The organism is Streptomyces sp. CRN 30 (assembly GCF_034105845.1).
On record NZ_JAVRHI010000321.1, the window covers coordinates 1 to 16,573 of the forward strand.

A 16,573-nucleotide genomic window follows, 5' to 3' on the forward strand; every position below is an offset into this window, starting at 1 on the left:
GACGGCGACCGCGGCGGCCGCGCCGAGCGCCGGGGCCGGGACGTCCGAGCCGGTGGAGGCGAGGCTGCCGCCGGTGACGCCGGTGGTTCCGGTGGCTCCGCTGGTGCTGCCCGTTCCGGAGCCGGTCGTGCCGCTCGCGCCGGTGGTGGCGGCCGGGGTGCCGGCGGAGCCGCCCTCGGGGAGCTGCGCGTCGTCGGTCAGCGCCACCGTCAGCTCCACCGGGTCGAGTGCGGCACCGGCCTCGTAGAAGCCGCCGAACGCCTTCGCGCCGGCCTCCGTGAGCGTGGCGGTGACGTCGTCGACGTCGATGACGTCGTCCTTCGCGGTGAGGCCGGCGGAGTCCGCCTTCAGGTCGGCGAGGACCACGTCCTCGGTCTTCTCGCCGAGGCTGGTGACGTCGGCGGTGAGTTCACCGGAGCCACCGTCGAGGGTGGCCGTCAGACCGGCGAGGGTCAGGTCGAGGCCGTAGCCGCCGTCCTCGCCCGCGCCCTCGTGGCCCTTGAAGTTCACGGCGCCCTCGAAGGAGGCGGTGAGGGTTCCCGCCTCCGTGTCGTAGGTGCCGCTCGCGCCGGTGAAGGTGAAGGCGCCGTTGCCGGCGGCCTGGCTCGCCCCGTCCGACACGGTGATCTTCCCCTTGGCGACGCTGCCGACGACGTAGCCGCGGAAGGACTCCTTGACGCCCCAGCCGAGGGTGCCGTCGGCGATGTCGCCCCGGGCCGGGGCGTCCTCGTCGGTCTTCACCGGCGAGGGGGCCGCGGACGGGGAGGTGCTGCCGGACGGGGCCGGGGCCGTCGCCGACACGGTGGGCTCCGGGGCCTGGGTCGCCGGGTCGGTGGGCCCGGTGGTGGGGGCGTCCGTGGTGGGCGTCGCGGTGGGCGTGGGCGTCGCCGGGGCGGTGACGGTGAGGGGGTCACCGGCGGCGCCCGCGTAGGAGGCGCTTCCGAAGACGTCCGCCGCCTCGTCGGTCAGGGTGGTGGCCATCTCCTTCATGTCCCGGGTCACGTCGACCGTGGCCAGCGGCACGTCCTCGGTGGTCGTGCCGTCGCGCGTGACGTCCGCGGTGATCTCGGCGTCCTCGCTGTCGAACGTGACGTCGGACAGCGTGAGCGCGAAGCCGTGCGCCTCGGACTCGATCGCCAGGCTGCCCCGGAAGGCGAGGGCGACGGTGTGCGCGGTGGAGTCGTAGGCGCCCTCGCCCCCGGTGAAGGTGAAGGCCCCGTTGCCGTCGGCCTGGGCGGCGCCGTCCGCGGGCGTGAAGGTGCCCTGCGCGAAGGTGGCGACGTACGTGCGGTAGGACTGCTTGATCCCCCACGTCAGCGAGTAGTCCGACAGCGGCACGTCGGCCGCCGCGGCCGGTGACGCCGTCAGCGTCGTCAGGGCGGTGGCGCCGAGCGCGGCGGCCGTCGCGACGGCGGCGGCGAGGGAGCGGGGTCGGCGGCGTCCGGTGGGCATGGGTGGTTCTCCTTGCTGGGTGTCCGTCACCGCGGGGCGACGGAACGGGGGTTCAGCTCTGTGTGGGTGTCCCGCCCGCGGTCCGGGCGCGGCGCCTGCGCACGGTGACGGCCGCGAGGGCCGCGCACACCGGCAGCAGGACGCCGGCCGCGAGGCCGACGGGCAGGGCGGGGAAGCCGCCGTCGCCGGTCGCGCTCGCGACGGGTTCGGCGGAGGTCTCGGGTGCGGCGCTCTTCGCGTCGGGGCTCGCGCTCGCCGCGGGTTCGCTGCCGAGGTCGGGCAGGGCGGGCAGTTCCGCGTCGTCGGTGAGGGCGACGGCGAGGGACACCGGGTCCATCGCGGTGCCCGCGCGGTACAGCCCGCCGAAGACCTTCGCGCCGCGCGCGGTGAGCTTCGCGGGGGCCTCGGTGAGCGTCACCAGTCCCTCGGCGGTCTCCGGCTTCTTCGCGGTGAAGGTGACCAGGGGGACCTTCACGCCGTCGGAGCCGTCGGAGCCTTCGGAACCGTCGCCCGCGACGTCGGCGTAGAGCGTGCCCTCGCCGTCCTCGACGGTCACCCGTACGTCGCTCAGCCGCAGGTCGAGGCCGTGCGCGCCGGTGAAGCGGACCGCTCCCGCGAAGCGGGCGTGGAGCGTGCCGTCGTCGTAGGTGCCCTCGCCGTCGGGGAAGCGGAACAGGGCGCCGCCGTCCTCCGCCCCGTCGGACAGGGTCCACCTGCCCCGGGCGGTGTCGCCGGTGACGTACTCGCGGAAGGTGCGGCGCACGCCCCAGTCGACGGCGCCGTCGGCGAGAGCGTCGCTCTTCTCGCTCTCGTTCGGTTCGGGGGACTTGGTTGCCCCGGCGGTTTCGGTGGGGGTGCTCGAAGGCTGCTGCCCCGGCTCCACGTCCGCCGACAGGCTCACCGGATCGAGCGCCGTACCGGCCGTGTAGTAACCGGCGAACGACCGCGCGCCCTGGGTGGTGAGGGTGGCGGGGAGGTTGTTCAGGACGACCGCGTCGCCGTCGCCTTTCATGTCGATGGAGCCCAGCGCGAGGGTGGCGAACGGGATCTGACGGGACGTCGTGACCGCCCCGCTGTCCTTCGCCTTGCTGACCACGTCCACGTAGAGGGTGCCGGTGGAGCCGGTGACGCTCACCGTGGGGTTGGCGAGGGTGAGGTCCAGCAGGTAGGTGCCGTCCGTCTCGTGTCCGGTGAAGCGGACCCCGCCGGAGAAGGCGGCGCGGAAGGAGCCGGTGGCCCCGTCGTAGGAGCCGGTGGCGGAGTGGAAGCGGAAGGCGTCGCCGGTCGTGGCCGCGGAGCCGGTCAGGGCGTAACTCCCGTGCGCGATCGGCCCGGTGACGTAGCTCCGGAACGAGGACTTCACGCCCCAGTCGAGCCGGCCGCCCTGCACGGTCCGGCCTTCGGCGTGCGCGGCGGACGCGGGGAGCAGCGCACCGAGGACGGCGGCGCACACCACGGTCAGCAAGGCACGCAGGCGGGCAGGCATGGGCATCCTCCGACATCTCCCGATCAATGGGACGGGTAGCGAATGAAGGTAAGGCTAACCTAAGATTTACCGAGCTGATCAGTGGCAGTGAACAGAAACGCAGCGGACGGAAACGCAGCGGACGGAGAGGACGGACGGCACCCGATGACCGCACTGGAGGACAGACCGGTCGAGCGGGCCCCCGCCGACCCCGCCCCGCCGCGCGCCGGGCGCCGCTCCACCGCCTGGCTGCTGACGGCCGGGCTGGCCGCCGCGCTGCTGCTCCTCGTTCCGGTCGCCGCCGGCGTCGGCGCCTATCCGGTCCCGGTCGGCGACGTACTCGGCTCGGCCCTGCACCGCGTCGGACTCGGCTCCACCGGACTGGACCGCGTGGCGGAGTCGGTGCTCTGGAACGTGCGCTTCCCGCGGATCGTGCTCGCCCTGCTGGTCGGCGCCTCGCTGGGCTGCGCGGGCGCCCTGATGCAGGGCGTGTTCGGCAACCCGCTGGCCGAACCCGGCGTCATCGGCGTCTCCTCGGGCGCGGCCGTCGGCGCGGTCGCCGCCATCGCCTTCGGCATCAACTTCCTCGGCACCTGGACGGTCTCCGTCTTCGCCTTCGCCGCCGGACTCGTCACCGTCCTGGTCGTGTACGTCATGGCGCGCTCGGGCGGCCGCACGGAAGTGGTGACGCTGATCCTGACGGGCATCGCCGTCAACGCCTTCGCGGGCGCGCTGATCGGCCTCTTCCTGTTCTTCGCGGACACCGCGGCCGTCAACCAGATCACCTTCTGGCAGCTCGGCTCCCTCGCGCAGGCGACCTGGCCGAAGGTGCTCGCGGTCCTGCCGTGCGCCGCGATCGGCCTGGGCCTCGCTCCCCTGTACGCCCGCCGCCTGGACCTCCTCGCACTCGGCGAACGGCCCGCCCGGCACCTGGGCGTGGACGTGGAGCGGCTGCGGATCGTGCTGGTCCTGGTCATCGCGCTGCTCACGGCGGCGGCGGTCAGCGTGGCCGGTGTCATCGGCTTCGTCGGACTGGTCGTCCCGCACCTGCTGCGGATGGTCGCGGGTCCCGGGCACCGGTTCCTGATCCCGGGCAGCGCGCTGCTCGGCGCGCTGGTGCTGCTCGCCGCCGACCTGGCGGCCCGGACCGTCGCGCAGCCCGCCGAACTCCCCCTCGGGGTGCTGACGGCGCTGCTCGGCAGTCCCTTCTTCTTCTGGCTGCTGCGCCGTACCCGGCGCAGGCAAGGGGGTTGGGCATGAGGTTCCCGCTGCTCGGGGTGTTCGCGCCGGTCCGTCCGGCACCGCCGGCCCCCGCGACGCCGGGCGACGTCCTGGCCCGCGCCGAGGACGTCCGCGTCCTGCTCGGCGGGCGGCCCGTCCTGGACGGCGTCGACGTCACCGTCCGCGCGGGCGAGGTCCTCGCCCTGGTCGGCCCCAACGGCGCGGGCAAGTCCACCCTGCTGGGCGCCCTCGCCGCCGACCTCCCCGTCACCGGCGGCGTCATCCGTGTCCACGGACGCCCGGCGACCGACTGGTCGGCCGCCGAACTCGCCCTGCGCCGCGCCGTCCTGCCGCAGTCCGCGTCCCTCTCCTTCCCGTTCGCTGTGGAGGAGGTCGTCCGGATGGGACGCGCGCCCTACGCGGGAACACCGCTGGAGGACGAGGACGACCCGGTCGTGGCCGAGGCGATGGCCCGGACCGAGGTGAGCGGCTTCGCCGGCCGGCCGTTCGCCGCGCTGAGCGGCGGTGAGCGCGCCCGGGTGGCGCTGGCCCGCGTGCTCGCCCAGCGCGCCCCGCTGCTGCTGCTCGACGAACCGACCGCGGCCCTGGACCTGCGCCACCAGGAACTCGTGCTGCGGCTGTGCCGGGAACGGGCGCTGGCCGGGGACGCGGTCGTCGTCGTCCTGCACGACCTGGGCCTCGCCGCGGCCTACGCCGACCGGGTCGCGGTCCTGCGCTCCGGCCGCGTCGCCGCCGACGGGCCGCCCCGGAGGGTCTTCTCCGACGCCCTGCTGTCCGAGGTGTACGACCAGCCCGTCGAGGTGCTCCCCCACCCGCGCACGGGCGCCGTGCTCGTCACCCCGCGCCGCGACCCCTGACCGCCGTACGACCGTCACCCGGCCGCCGTACGGCCGCCGTACGCGTGTCAGGTCACGGACCGGACGCTGTACCCGAACCCGGCGCCCGCGCGCCGCGGTGCCCCGGTAGGGTTCGCCTCCGGGAAGGGGAAGGTGAAGGAACCGGATGAGCAGGGATCGCGGCCCTCGACGGCCCAGCAGGCTCGGCAGGCGCGTGAGCGCGGCCGCTTCGGTGACCGTCCTGTCGTTGACGGCGAGCGGCTGCGTGGTGGTGCACGGTGAGCGCGAGGTACTCCCCGGGGCCACCCGCGCGGAAGCCGCCGAGGCGCTCAAGGAGTTCACCGCCGCCTACAACAAGGCCGACAAGGCGTACGACGCCACCCTCGACGCCGACCACACCGCCGGTGCCCTCGCCGCCATCGACGCGGCCCGGCTGAAGGCCGGTCACGCCAACGACCCCGGCGGCAACCCCTCCTACACCCCGCTGGAGCTGACGGACGCCAAGTTCACCATCCCCGAGAAGGCGGGCTGGCCGCGCTGGTTCGTCGCCGACGCGCAGGGCAACAAGGGCGCCGGGGTGCGCTGGCTGCTGGTCTTCACCCGCGACGGCCTGGACGAGACCTGGCAGGCGACCTACCTCACCCTCGTCTCCCCCGACGACGTCCCCGAGTTCAAGACGGACAAGGACGGCCGGGCCGAGGCCGTACCGGCGAACTCCGCCCAACTGGCAATATCACCGGCCAAGTTGAGCAAGAGCTACACCGACTACCTCCAGGACGGCGGGGACGGCTTCGCGGCCGGTCCGCACACCAGCGTCTGGCGGTCGCAGCGCGAGAAGCTGTCGAAGCGGCCGGGCCTGGCCCGCCAGTACATCGACGAACCGCTGACGGACGGCGACTACGCGCCGCTGGCGCTGCGCACGAAGGACGGCGGCGCCGCGGTCTTCTTCGCCACCCGTCACTACGAGAAGCAGACCGCCGCGCCCGGCGCCTCGGTGCCCACGCCCAACGACGACGTCCTGGCGCTGACCGACGGCGAGATCAAGGGGGCGCTCACGATGGAGTTCGTCTCCAACGAGATGGTGCTCGACCCGCCCCGGGACGCCGCCGACGACGAGGTGACGGTGCTCGGCCGGGTGCAGGGGCTGACCTCGGCGAAGGGCCAGTAGCGGCGGAGGGCCAGTAGCGGCGGAGGGCCGGCGGCGGCGCGCGGCCGGCCGTCGCGCGCTCAGCGGCGCGAGGGCCAGGCGCTGTCCGCGTGGTCGGTGTCGGTCTCCGTCGCGGCGTGCCGGGCGCAGGCGTCGGTCAGCGCCTCCAGCAGCGTGAGCGGGTCGACGAGCGGGTGCTCCGGGCCGCGCACCCAGTGCACGCCGGCCCCGCTCTCGTCACCGGGGAGCCGGGCGGGCGGGACGAGGACGTAGGAGCCGCGGCAGTGCCAGCGCAGGCCGGGGTGCTCGTCGGTGGTGTCGGGGTGGCAGTCCAGTTCGCAGGGCCACCACTCGTCCTCGTCCTCGGGGGTGCCCCGGGTCGCGGTGAAGAACAGCATGCGGCCGTCGTCGCTCGTCGCGACCGGGCCGACCTCGACCGCGGTGGCGAGCAGCCGCTCCAGCGCTTCCTGCCCGGCGGTGAGCGGCACGTCGAGGACGTCGTGGAGCATGCCGGTCGCGGTGATGAAGTTGGCCTGCGGCTGGTGGCGGGCCCAGCGCTCGATCTGGGCGCGGTCGGTGGTGGACTGGGTCTGCCAGGCGAAGGAGACGGGGTGCCGGGCGGGGGTGGGACAGCCGACCCGGTCGCAGGAGCAGCGGTAGCCGGCGGGGTGGGCCGCGGGCGCGAGGGGCAGTCCGGCCGCGGCGGCGGCGAGCAGCAGGGTTTCCCGGCCACTGTCGTCGGCGCTCGGTTTCGGGCGGCGTCCGCGCAGCCACTGGGAGAGCCTGCCCTGTCGGCCGCTACGGCCGCCGAACTCCGCGCTCATCTATCCCCTCGCCTCGCCGTCGTGCGCATCAGCATGCCCTATGGTCGCACCATTCCGTGCGTCGGGGGTCGGGAAGGGACAAAGTTCCCAGGTCAACGGCGTTCGGGTCTAGCGGGGAGCGAGCCCGTGGAGCGCGTAGTCGACGAGGGTGTCGGTGTACTCGTGGGAGAACGGCGCGGTGTGCTGGAGCCAGCGCTGGGCGAGCGGGGAGACGAAGAGCTCCAGGGCGATACGGGGGTCTGTCTCGGGGCGGATCTGCCCGGCCTCCTGGGCGGTGCGCAGCCGGTCGACGTAGAGCTGGAGCGAGGGCTGGAGGAGCCTGGTGACGAAGATCCGGCCCACTTCCTCGTTGACGACGCCCTCGGCGGTCAGGGCTCTGGCCGGGATCTCGAATGCGGGATCGGTCAGTTCGTCGACGGTGGCCCGCAGGACGGCCTTGAGGTCGGCGGCGATGTCGCCGGTGTCCGGGAGGGCGGGCGGCTCCGGGCCGTCGGTGAGGTCGAGGAAGGCTTCGAGGAGGACGTCCGCCTTGGAGTTCCACCAGCGGTAGATGGTCTGTTTGCCGACGCCGGCCCGCGCGGCGATGCCCTCGACGGTGGTCCTCGGGTAGCCGACCTCGCCGACGAGGGCGAGGGCGGCGGCGTAGATGGCCCTGCGGGACTTCTCGCTGCGGCGGTTCTGAGCGGGCATGGGCCGAATCTACCAGCCGCGCAAGACGCCACGTCTCGTCAGTCGTCGTCGGATTCCGGCGGCCACGCGTCGCCCCAGTCGGTGTCGCGGGCCGCGCGGTACAGGCCGCCGTGGCGCTTGGTGACCGTGGTGCGGCGCAGCCCCGGTTCCCGCTCGCACAGGTCGAGCAGGACCTGGCCCTTGCGGATCTGCGGGCGCCGGACCACCCGGGCGGGGGCCGGTGCGGCGGGCGGGCGGACGGCGGCGACGTAGGAGAACTTCTCGTCCTCGTAGGCGAGGGAACCGCCCTTGACCTGGCGGTGCAGGGAGGAGCGGCTGACCCGCGCGGAGAAGTGGCACCAGTCGCTGCCCGGCTCGATGGGGCAGGCGGCGCTGTGCGGGCAGGGCGCGGCGATCTCGAAGCCGGCGGTGACGAGCCGGTCGCGGGCCTCGATGATCCGGGCGTAGCCGTCGGGGGTGCCGGGTTCGACGATGACGACGGCCCGCGCGGCGGAGGCGGCGGCGTCGACGAGGGCGGTCCGGTCGGGGGCGGCCAGCTCGTTGAGGACGTAGGAGACGGTGACGAGGTCGGTGCTGTCGAGGGCGAGCGCGGTGCCGATCCGGGCGGCCCGCCAGTCGACGCGGGCCAGGGCGGGTTCGGCGGCGGCGATCTCCCGGCCGAGCGCCAGGGCGGGCTCGGCCCAGTCCAGTACGGTCGAGGCGGGCGCCCCGTCCCAGGTGGCGGCGGTGGCCCAGGTCGCGGCGCCGGTGCCGCCGCCGATGTCGATGTGGCCGGCGGGCGTGAAGCCGGGTACGGCCCGCGCGAACGCCGCCAGCGCCGAACGTACGGCCTCGAAGGTCGCGGGCATCCGGTAGGCGGCGTAGGCGACGACGTCGGCGCGGTCCCGCAGGATCGGGGCGTGCGTCGGGGTGGCGCCCCGGTAGGTGGCGATCAGCCGGTCCACGGCCTGGGCGGCCTGCCGGGGCGGCAGTCCGTCGAGCAGGCCGGCGAGGGCGGTGCGCAGGGTGTCGGCTGGTGGTGCGGGGACGGTCACCTGTCGATTTTAGACGTGCGCGGAAGCGGCCCGGGTGTCATCGACCGGCTCAGGTGAGCAGGGCGAGGGCAGGAACCACCGATATGTGAGCGGTTCCCGGCGAGCGACCGGTCTCCCGCCGCCGGCTCACCTGCCCCGCACCGCCCGCGCCACCCCGGTGGCCACCGACGCCCGGGGCCCGTTGTCCGGGAGCCGGCGGCACGGGTGGACGGTGTTGGCGAGCAGCACCAGGAACGTGTCCGTCGCCCGGTCCAGGACCAGGCTCGTCCCGGTGAATCCGGTGTGGCCCGCCGCGCCGTGCCCCGCCAGCTCCCCCATGAACCACCGCTGGTCCATCGCGAACCCCAGGCCCGGCGGGGTGAGCAGCAGCTCCACGAAGTCGGGGCCCAGGATGCGGGCCGGGCCGTAGGAGCCGCCGGCCAGCAGCGCCCGGCAGAACACGGCGAGGTCCCGGGCGGTGGAGAAGAGCCCGGCGTGCCCGGCGACGCCGCCGAGCGCCCAGGCGTTCTCGTCGTGCACGACCCCGCGCAGCATCCCGCGGTCCACCTTGCCCCAGGGCCGCCGCTGGTCCTCCGTGGCCGCCGCTCCCGGGCAGGGCCCGAACCGGGTGGCGGTCATGCCCAGCGGCCGGGCGATGCCCTCGTGGACCAGGACGTCCAGGGCGCGGCCGGTGACGCGCTCCAGGAGCTGCTGGAGCAGGAGCATGTTGAGGTCGGAGTAGCAGTAGGTGCCGGGCACGCCGACGGGTGCCTCGGCGCGGAGCCGGGCCATGCGCTCGGTGTCGTCGGCGCAGTCGTACAGCGGCAGCTCGGGTCTGAGGCCGGAGGTGTGGGTGAGCAGCTGACGCACGGTGAGGCGGTGCGCGGCGGCGGCGTGGAACTCCGGCAGGTACGCGCCGACCGCCGCGTCGATGCCGAGGGTGCCCCGCTCGATCTGCTGCACGGCCGCGACCGACGTGAACAGCTTGGTGAGGGAGGCCAGGTCGAAGGGGGTGCCGGGCGTCATCGGCACCCGGGAGTCGGGCGGCAGCTCCACACCGGAGCGGTCCCGGGCGTCGTAGCGCGCGTACCGCACGGCCCAGCCCGCCGCCTCCTCGACGGCGAGGACGGGGCCGCGCCCGACGGCCAGGACGGTGCCCGCCGCCCAGGGGCGGTCCCCGGCGGTGAGGCCCTGGACCTCCCGCACGAGCCGGTCGAGCCGGACCGGGTCGAGTCCGGCCCGCTCCGGTGTGTCGCTGCGCAGTCTCGGCGCGCTCAGTGCTCTGCCCCTTCCGCGGCCGCGGGTGCCGTGCCGGCCTTCCAGGGACGGCACATTCCCACGAAGCAGGCGAGCGCCACCAGCGCCGCGCCCAGTTGGACGACGGCCATCGGCACGGCGGTGTCCTCCCCGGCGATGCCCACCAGCGGGGAGGCGAGCGCGCCGATGAGGAAGGTGGAGGTGCCGAGCAGCGCGGAGGCCGAACCGGCGGCCCGCCTCACCCGCATCAGGGCCAGCGCCTGGGTGTTGGGCATGGTGATGCCCATCGCGGACATCAGCACGAACAGCGCGGTGGCCACGGGCACCAGGCCGACGTCGCCGAAGACGCCGAGGGACATCAGCAGCAGCGCCGTCGCGGCGGCGATGACGACGGCGAGGCCGATGCCGAGCACGAGGTCGAGGCCGACCCGGCCGACGAGGATCTTCCCGTTGATCTGGCCGACGACGAGCAGGCCGATGGAGTTGGCGCCGAAGAGCAGGCTGAACGTCTGCGGGGAGGCGCCGTAGATCTCCTGGACGACGAAGGGCGAGGCGGAGACGTAGGCGAAGAGGGTGGCGAAGGCGAAGCCGCCGACGAGGACGTAACCGGTGAAGGCCCGGTCGGCGAGGAGGTGGCGCATGGAGCGCAGCGCCTCCCCGACGCCGCCGCCGTGGCGTTCGGCGGGCGGCAGGGTCTCGGGCAGCCGGGCCCAGACGACACCGCCCAGGGCCGCGCCGACGACGATGAGGACGACGAACACCCCCCGCCAGTCCGTGAACCGCAGGATCTGCCCGCCGAGGAGCGGCGCGAGGATCGGGGCGACACCGGAGATCAGCATCAGGGTGGAGAAGAAGCGCGCCATGGCGAAGCCGTCGTACAGGTCGCGGACGACGGCGCGGGCGATGACGATGCCGGCGGCGCCCGCGAGTCCCTGGACGAGGCGGAAGGCGATGAGCGTCTCGACGTTGGGCGCGACGGCGCACAGGGCGGTGGCGACGACGTACACGGCGAGGCCCGCGAGGAGCGGGCGGCGGCGGCCGAGCCGGTCGCTCATGGGTCCGATGACGAGCTGCCCGAGGGCCATGCCGATGAGGCAGGCGGTCAGGGTGAGCTGCACGGTCGCGGCGGGCGCGTGCAGGGCGTCGGTGACTTCCGGGAGCGCGGGGAGGTACATGTCCAGCGCCAGCGGTGGCGTGGCGGTCAGGCCGCCGAGGACGAGGGTGACGAGCAGGCCGGTGCGGCGGCCGCCCGCGGTGGGCGTGTGCGGTCTCGTGTGCGATGCGGTGTCCGATATCGATGCCCCGCGCTCGGGCATGTGCCCCTCCCTGTGTCCCCTCTGCGACTGATCCGCCGCCTATGCTCTCAGCTCGAACGAGCTGTGCGAACGTGTGCGAACCTGAGTGAGGGCGGGCAGGGTGGACGGACAGAAGGTGCGCTGGGGAATTCTGGCGACCGGCGGGATGGCCGCGCGGTTCACGGCGGATCTGGTCGATCTGCCGGACGCGGAGGTCGTGGCGGTGGCGTCGCGGCGCGAGGAGTCGGCGAAGACGTTCGCGGAACGGTTCGACATACCGCGGGCGTACGGCGGCTGGGAGGCGCTGGCGCACGACGGGGACGTGGACGTGGTGTACGTCGCCACGCCGCACTCGGCGCACCGCGCGGCGGCCGGTCTCTGTCTGGAGGCGGGCCGCAACGTGCTGCTGGAGAAGCCGTTCACGCTGAACGCGCGGGAGGCGGCCGAGCTGGTCGGCCTCGCCCGGGAGCGCGGGAGCTTCCTGATGGAAGCGATGTGGATGTACTGCAACCCGCTGGTGCGGCGGCTGAAGGCGCTCGTCGACGACGGCGCGGTCGGTGAGGTGCGCACGGTCCAGGCGGACTTCGGCCTTCAGGGGCCGTTCCCGCCCGCGCACCGGCTGCGGGACCCGGCGCAGGGCGGCGGGGCCCTGCTCGACCTCGGCGTCTACCCGGTCTCCTTCGCCCACCTGCTGCTCGGCGAGCCGTCGGAGGTCACGGCGAGCGCGGTCCTCTCCGACGAGGGGGTCGACCTCCAGACGGGCGCGCTGCTCTCCTGGGAGAACGGCGCGCTCGCCTCGCTGCACTGCTCCATCGTCGGCGGTACGGCCAACGCCGCCTCCATCACCGGCTCCGAGGGCCGCATCGACGTGCCGGAGGGCTTCTTCTTCCCGGAGCGTCTCGTGCTGCACCGGGACGGCCGTGACCCGGAGGAGTTCACGGCCGACCCGGCCGACGGACAGCGGGACAGCCTCGCGCACGAGGCCCGCGAGGTGATGCGGGCGCTGCGCGCCGGGGAGACCGAGTCGCCGCTGCTCCCGCTGGACGGCACCCTCGCGGTGATGCGGACGCTCGACGCGGTGCGGGACCGGGTCGGCGTCCGCTACCCGGGCGAGTAGCCGCAGGGCGGGCCGGGGTCAGGCCGGGGTGAGGCCCTGGTTGCCGACCTCGGTGACGAAGGACGCGGCGGTGGTGAGCGGGGCGCCCTCGGTGGTGACGTGCGAGACGGTCTTGAAGTCGGCGCGCGCCGCTTCCCGGCCGAGGGTGACCGTCGCGTAGCCGCGCAGCCCGTTGTAGAACTTCAGGTGCGGGTTGGCGGCCAGGTAGGTGTTCCAGTTGGACGGCTTCTCGGAGCCGTTGCCGCCGCTGGTGATCGAGGTGGTGACGATCTCGGTGCCCAGGGTCTTCGAGTCCGGGTCGTCGAAGTCCCGCTTGATGTCGAAGCCGTAGTGGACGTGCACGTCGCCGGTGAGGACCATCAGGTTCTCGACACCGGCGGCCTGCGCGCCGGCCAGGACCCGCTCGCGGGAGGCGGGGTAGCCGTCCCAGGAGTCCATGGAGACCTTGGACGGCAGGGTGGTGGAGTTGAGCCTTTGGGAGAAGGTGACCTGCTGGGGCACCACGTTCCAGACGGCCCGTGAGCGCTGCCAGCCCCCCAGCAGCCAGCGCTCCTGGGCGTCGCCGGTCAGGGTGCGGCCCGCGTCCTCGGAGTCGGGCCCGGGGTACTGCCAGCCGTCGCCGTACGCCTGGTCGGAGCGGTACTGGCGGGTGTCGAGGACGTCGAACTGGGCGAGCCGTCCCCAGTGCAGGCGGCGGTAGAGCTTCAGGTCGGGGCCGTCGGGGAGCTGGGGGCTGCGCAGCGGCATGTTCTCCCAGTAGGCCCGGTAGGCGGCGGCGCGGCGGAGCAGGAACTCCTCCGGGGGGACGCTGTTCTCCGGGGTGTCGCCGGCGTAGTTGTTCTCGGTCTCGTGGTCGTCCCAGGTGACGACGTAGGGGTGCGCCGCGTGCGCGGCCCTGAGGTCGGGGTCGGACTTGTACAGGGCGTACCGCAGCCGGTAGTCCTCCAGCGTCACCGTCTCGTGGCCGAAGAGGGCGGGCAGCGTCCCGGCCGGGTAGGCGCGGGAGCCGCCGACCGCGCTGACGGCGTACTCGTACAGGTAGTCGCCGAGGTGGAAGACGAGGTCGACGTCCTCCTCGGCGAGGTGCTTGTAGGCGGTGTAGTAGCCCTGGTCGTAGCGCTGGCAGGAGACCAGGCCGAAGGTGAGGCCGGCGGCGCGGGCGCTCTCGGGCGGGGCGGTGCGGGTGCGGCCGGTCGGGCTGACGAAGCCGCCGACCTTGAAGCGGTAGTAGAAGACGCGCTGCGGGTCGAGGTGGTCGACCTCGACGTGCACGGTGTGGTGGAACTCGGGGTGGGCGGTGGTTCTGCCGCGTCTGACGACCCGGCGGAACCGTTCGTCCAGGGCGAGTTCCCAGGAGACGGTGATCCGCTGCGCGGGCAGTCCGCTGTCGGCCTGGTAGGGGCTGGGCGCGAGGCGCGTCCACAGCAGCACGGAGTGGGGCAGCGGGTCGCCCGAGGCGACACCGAGGGTGAACGGGTCCTCGGTGATCCGCGCGGCGTCCAGTTCGGCGGCGCTCGCGGCACCGGCGGCGGGCAGGTTCACGGAGAAGGCGAGCGCGGCGGCGGCCCCGGTGAGCGTCAGGAAGCGGCGGCGGCCCAGGTGGCGGGCGGCGGCGCGGAGTTCGGCGGTGTACGCGCCGGGCTGGGGCTGGTGGTTCGCGGGTGTCATCCGGTCCTCCCCTTGCGATGGCCGCGGCGGTGGCCGCGACAGCGGATGCAGGGGGCATTGGATTGGCCGTGGACGTCCGGGGGCCGACCCGTACGCTGCGGTGTCATGAACACAGAGAGAATCGCCGTCATCACGGGCGCCGGGTCGGTCCCCTGGAGGAGACGGCCGCCCTGGTCCCGGACGGCACGGCTCTCCCCGTACGCGGGACCGTTCGGGCCCGGCGGCCTGCCGGTCGAGGAGGTGTCCTACGAGGCGTGGCACACAGGCACGCCCCGTTGAGGTCGGTGTCCACCACGTGCCGCCTGCACGACCACCAAGCACGCCATGACGGGCCTGACCAAGTCACTGTCCCTGGACGGGCGGGCGTACGGGATCACGGTCGGGCAGATCGACATCGGCAACGCCGCGACCGGTCGTGCCCGAGCCGGTGATGGACGTCGCGGACGTCGCGCGGACGGTGCGGCACATGGCGGAGCTGCCGCTGGAGGCGAACGTGCAGTTCGCGGCGGTGCCGGCGACGGGGATGCCGTTCGTGGGCCGCGGCTGATCGGGGGCGGCCGATCCGGGCGCCGATCCGAGGTGGCCGATCTGCACGAACGGAATGGTCTGCTCCGGTGTATTGCCGCCGGTGGCTGACCTATGCTCAACTCTCCTCCACGGAAACTTCACACACGGAGTGTCGAGTTTCGGTGAGGGGACAGGACCAATCCGAGGGGGGCGGCAGCCGTCCCGCGGCGCCGGCAGGGGGTGGACCCCGCGTGGGACCGCGGGGTACGCGTCGGCGTGCGGGACGGCTGCCGGACCAAACCGAGCCCGGGAGGGCTCAGGCGCGGCCCAGGACGCGGTCGACGTCGGCGAGCTGTGCGGCGTCCAGCGGCCCCTTGGCCATCGCTCCCGCGTTCTCCTCGGCCTGGGCGACCGAGCGGAACCCGGGGATCGGCACGGCCCGCGGGGCGCGCGCCCACAGCCAGGCGAGGGCGCCCTGGGCGAGCGTACGGCCGTCACTGGTGAGGATGGACCGCAGCGCCTCGACCCGGGCGAGCCACTCGGGGTCGGCGGCACCGCCGGCACCGAACCCGGGCAGCCAGGCCGGCGGCCGGGACCGGATGTCCCCCGCCGCCAGGACCCGCCCTCCCCCGTGCCCGCCGGTGAGCAGTCCCATGGCGAGGGGGCTGCGGATGACGCCCGCGAGGCCGTACGTCTCGCACAGGGCGTGCATCTCGGGGGCGTCCTGGAGGACGTTGGCCCGGTACTGGACGGCCGCGCAGTGCTCCCCGGCCGCGAAGACCGCGGCGCGTTCGGGGTCGTCGGTGCTCCAGCCGTAGGCGCGGACGAGCCCTTCGCTCACGAACTCCTCGCAGGCGTCGCGGAGTTCGGCGGCGCGGCCGGGATCGGCGTCGGAGAGGTGCAGCTGATAGAGGTCGACGTGGTCGGTGCCGAGGCGGGCGAGCGAGGCGGTGAGCGCGCGGCGGGCGTACTCGGGGGTGGCGTCGTCGCCGGTACGGACGCGGGTGCGCTCGTCGAAGACGTTGCCCCACTTGGTGGCGACGGCCACGTCGGCGCGGCGCTTGCCCAGGGCGCGGCCGAGCACGCGTTCGCTGTGCCCGGCGCCGTAGGTGTCCGCCGTGTCGAAGAAGGTCACGCCGAGGTCGAGGGCGCGGTGGACCGCCCGTACGGACTCGTCGTCGTCGACCGTGCCCCAGCCGAGCGGTTCGCCGTCGGTGGACCACCATTCGCCGCCGATGGCCCAGCACCCGAAACCGAGCGTGCTGTCGTGCGCGTTGAACATCTCCATGGGCGCGACGCTAGAAGCTGGAGCGCACGCGAAGGCAAGCCCCGTACGGGCGCGGCCTACGCCTGTCCGGTCTCGAACCGGGAGATCTTTCCGTCGTCCCCGACGGTGAACGCCCAGCGGGTGCGCATCTCGCCCCACGTGTCGTTGCAGTAGCGGGCGACGAGGGCGCGCCCGCCCCGCGACTCCCGGTCGACCTCCAGGTGCCCGTGGCTGGAGAAGATCTCGCGGTCGATCCAGTCGTCGAGGTCCCGGTCGGACCCGTCGTCGGACATGGTCGCGTCGGGCGCGAGCAGCGCGAGGAAGGCCTCGCGGTCATGGGCGTTCACCGCGGCGACGAAGGCCCGGACGGCAGGGTCGCTCAGTCGCGTCGTCTGAATCGTCATGACGGCCAGCCTCACACCGCGCGCCGGACCCCGCCACCCGAACGGCGCCCGTGATGAGCCCACCGGGCAGGGAAGGTGCGACGGTGGGTGGGAAAGAGCCCGAACTCGCCCTGGGAGCCACGATGACCTGCTGTTACGACCGGCGTGACGTGGGGCTGCTGCTGCTTCGGCTGGGGACCGGCGGGGTGCTGGCGGCGCACGGCGCGCAGAAGCTGCTCGGCTGGTTCGGGGGCGGCGGGCTCGACGCGACCGGCCAGGCGATGGAGTCGATGGGGTACGTGCCGGGCAAGGCGAGCGCGGCGATGGCGGGCGCGGCCGAGGCGGGCGGCGGAGTGCTGCTGGCGATGGGCCTGGCGACCCCGGCGGCCGGTGCGGCGGCGGAACTCGTC

Annotated in this window: 15 protein-coding genes and 2 pseudogenes; 7 read left to right on the plus strand and 10 right to left on the minus strand. The window is 74.1% G+C overall.

Going from position 1 to position 16,573, the window contains the following annotated elements; translation table 11 throughout:
- Window positions 1-1,452, minus strand: a 1,452-nt coding sequence (locus UW392_RS34485; RefSeq protein WP_320779141.1) for an HtaA domain-containing protein, incomplete at its 3' end; no start/stop codon positions are given.
- Between the two features lie 52 nt (window positions 1,453-1,504).
- On the minus strand, window positions 1,505-2,938 hold the full coding sequence (locus tag UW392_RS34490; RefSeq protein ID WP_320779142.1) for an HtaA domain-containing protein: 1,434 nt from the start codon (window positions 2,936-2,938) through the stop codon (window positions 1,505-1,507).
- Window positions 2,939-3,082: 144 nt separating this feature from the next.
- Here UW392_RS34490 and UW392_RS34495 point away from each other — a divergent pair, with 144 nt between their 5' ends.
- From UW392_RS34495 to UW392_RS34505, 4 genes and pseudogenes are all read left to right on the plus strand, one after another.
- Window positions 3,083-4,177: an iron ABC transporter permease gene (locus UW392_RS34495; protein WP_320779143.1), complete on the plus strand. Its 1,095-nt coding sequence runs from the start codon at window positions 3,083-3,085 to the stop codon at window positions 4,175-4,177.
- The gene (locus UW392_RS34500; protein ID WP_320779144.1) at window positions 4,174-5,016 is read left to right on the plus strand and encodes a heme ABC transporter ATP-binding protein; all 843 of its coding nucleotides are present in this window, start codon (window positions 4,174-4,176) and stop codon (window positions 5,014-5,016) included. Before UW392_RS34495 ends, UW392_RS34500 begins: the two co-directional genes overlap by 4 nt.
- Window positions 5,017-5,052: 36 nt before the next feature.
- Window positions 5,053-5,199: pseudogene (locus tag UW392_RS67095) on the plus strand (iron transporter); the annotation flags it as partial.
- Window positions 5,162-6,163 (plus strand): hypothetical protein, encoded by a 1,002-nt coding sequence (locus UW392_RS34505; protein ID WP_320779145.1) that lies wholly within the window; start codon window positions 5,162-5,164, stop codon window positions 6,161-6,163. The pseudogene UW392_RS67095 and the gene UW392_RS34505, both read left to right, overlap by 38 nt.
- Window positions 6,164-6,222: 59 nt before the next feature.
- Here the strand turns inward: UW392_RS34505 and UW392_RS34510 are convergent, their stop codons facing one another.
- The 5 genes from UW392_RS34510 to UW392_RS34530 all read right to left on the minus strand — a co-directional run bounded on the left by UW392_RS34510 (window position 6,223) and on the right by UW392_RS34530 (window position 11,242).
- Window positions 6,223-6,966: a bifunctional DNA primase/polymerase gene (locus tag UW392_RS34510; RefSeq protein WP_320779146.1), complete on the minus strand. Its 744-nt coding sequence runs from the start codon at window positions 6,964-6,966 to the stop codon at window positions 6,223-6,225.
- A 108-nt stretch (window positions 6,967-7,074) separates the two neighbouring features.
- Window positions 7,075-7,656: a TetR/AcrR family transcriptional regulator gene (locus UW392_RS34515; protein WP_320779147.1), complete on the minus strand. Its 582-nt coding sequence runs from the start codon at window positions 7,654-7,656 to the stop codon at window positions 7,075-7,077.
- 38 nt (window positions 7,657-7,694) lie between these two features.
- Window positions 7,695-8,690, minus strand: coding sequence for a small ribosomal subunit Rsm22 family protein (locus UW392_RS34520; RefSeq protein WP_320779148.1), 996 nt, complete (start codon window positions 8,688-8,690; stop codon window positions 7,695-7,697).
- 126 nt (window positions 8,691-8,816) lie between these two features.
- A complete protein-coding gene (locus tag UW392_RS34525) occupies window positions 8,817-10,001 on the minus strand; it encodes a serine hydrolase domain-containing protein (RefSeq protein WP_320779149.1) in 1,185 nt (394 codons plus the stop codon).
- Window positions 9,944-11,242 carry a multidrug effflux MFS transporter gene (locus UW392_RS34530; protein WP_320779150.1) on the minus strand — a complete coding sequence of 433 codons (1,299 nt, stop codon included), beginning with the start codon at window positions 11,240-11,242 and terminating at the stop codon, window positions 9,944-9,946. The genes UW392_RS34525 and UW392_RS34530 overlap by 58 nt, the downstream gene beginning before the upstream one ends.
- Window positions 11,243-11,342: 100 nt before the next feature.
- Between UW392_RS34530 and UW392_RS34535 the strand changes: the two genes are divergently transcribed.
- Window positions 11,343-12,338: a Gfo/Idh/MocA family oxidoreductase gene (locus UW392_RS34535; RefSeq protein WP_320779151.1), complete on the plus strand. Its 996-nt coding sequence runs from the start codon at window positions 11,343-11,345 to the stop codon at window positions 12,336-12,338.
- A gap of 18 nt (window positions 12,339-12,356) precedes the next feature.
- Here the strand turns inward: UW392_RS34535 and UW392_RS34540 are convergent, their stop codons facing one another.
- Window positions 12,357-14,006: an alkaline phosphatase D family protein gene (locus UW392_RS34540; protein WP_320779152.1), complete on the minus strand. Its 1,650-nt coding sequence runs from the start codon at window positions 14,004-14,006 to the stop codon at window positions 12,357-12,359.
- A 17-nt stretch (window positions 14,007-14,023) separates the two neighbouring features.
- Between UW392_RS34540 and UW392_RS34545 the strand changes: the two are divergent.
- Window positions 14,024-14,553: pseudogene (locus tag UW392_RS34545) on the plus strand (hypothetical protein).
- A 276-nt stretch (window positions 14,554-14,829) separates the two neighbouring features.
- Here the strand turns inward: UW392_RS34545 and UW392_RS34550 are convergent.
- Window positions 14,830-15,801, minus strand: a complete 972-nt coding sequence (locus tag UW392_RS34550; RefSeq protein WP_320779153.1) for an aldo/keto reductase — start codon at window positions 15,799-15,801, stop codon at window positions 14,830-14,832.
- A gap of 56 nt (window positions 15,802-15,857) precedes the next feature.
- Window positions 15,858-16,184, minus strand: a complete 327-nt coding sequence (locus UW392_RS34555) for a nuclear transport factor 2 family protein (RefSeq protein ID WP_320779154.1) — start codon at window positions 16,182-16,184, stop codon at window positions 15,858-15,860.
- 122 nt (window positions 16,185-16,306) lie between these two features.
- Between UW392_RS34555 and UW392_RS34560 the strand changes: the two genes are divergently transcribed.
- A partial coding sequence (locus UW392_RS34560; RefSeq protein WP_320779155.1) for a DoxX family membrane protein occupies window positions 16,307-16,573 on the plus strand: 267 nt, incomplete at its 3' end.

Excerpts from the sequence above, each read along its gene's own strand:
- UW392_RS34490 (WP_320779142.1), bottom strand. The coding sequence starts at position 2,938 with ATGCCTGCCCGCCTGCGTGCCTTGCTGACCGTGGTGTGCGCCGCCGTC.
- UW392_RS34550 (WP_320779153.1), bottom strand. The coding sequence starts at position 15,801 with ATGGAGATGTTCAACGCGCACGACAGCACGCTCGGTTTCGGGTGCTGG.
- UW392_RS34510 (WP_320779146.1), bottom strand. The coding sequence starts at position 6,966 with ATGAGCGCGGAGTTCGGCGGCCGTAGCGGCCGACAGGGCAGGCTCTCC.
- UW392_RS34540 (WP_320779152.1), bottom strand. The coding sequence starts at position 14,006 with ATGACACCCGCGAACCACCAGCCCCAGCCCGGCGCGTACACCGCCGAA.
- UW392_RS34495 (WP_320779143.1), top strand. The coding sequence starts at position 3,083 with ATGACCGCACTGGAGGACAGACCGGTCGAGCGGGCCCCCGCCGACCCC.
- UW392_RS34555 (WP_320779154.1), bottom strand. The coding sequence starts at position 16,184 with ATGACGATTCAGACGACGCGACTGAGCGACCCTGCCGTCCGGGCCTTC.
- UW392_RS34515 (WP_320779147.1), bottom strand. The coding sequence starts at position 7,656 with ATGCCCGCTCAGAACCGCCGCAGCGAGAAGTCCCGCAGGGCCATCTAC.
- UW392_RS34500 (WP_320779144.1), top strand. The coding sequence starts at position 4,174 with ATGAGGTTCCCGCTGCTCGGGGTGTTCGCGCCGGTCCGTCCGGCACCG.
- UW392_RS34530 (WP_320779150.1), bottom strand. The coding sequence starts at position 11,242 with ATGCCCGAGCGCGGGGCATCGATATCGGACACCGCATCGCACACGAGA.
- UW392_RS34505 (WP_320779145.1), top strand. The coding sequence starts at position 5,162 with ATGAGCAGGGATCGCGGCCCTCGACGGCCCAGCAGGCTCGGCAGGCGC.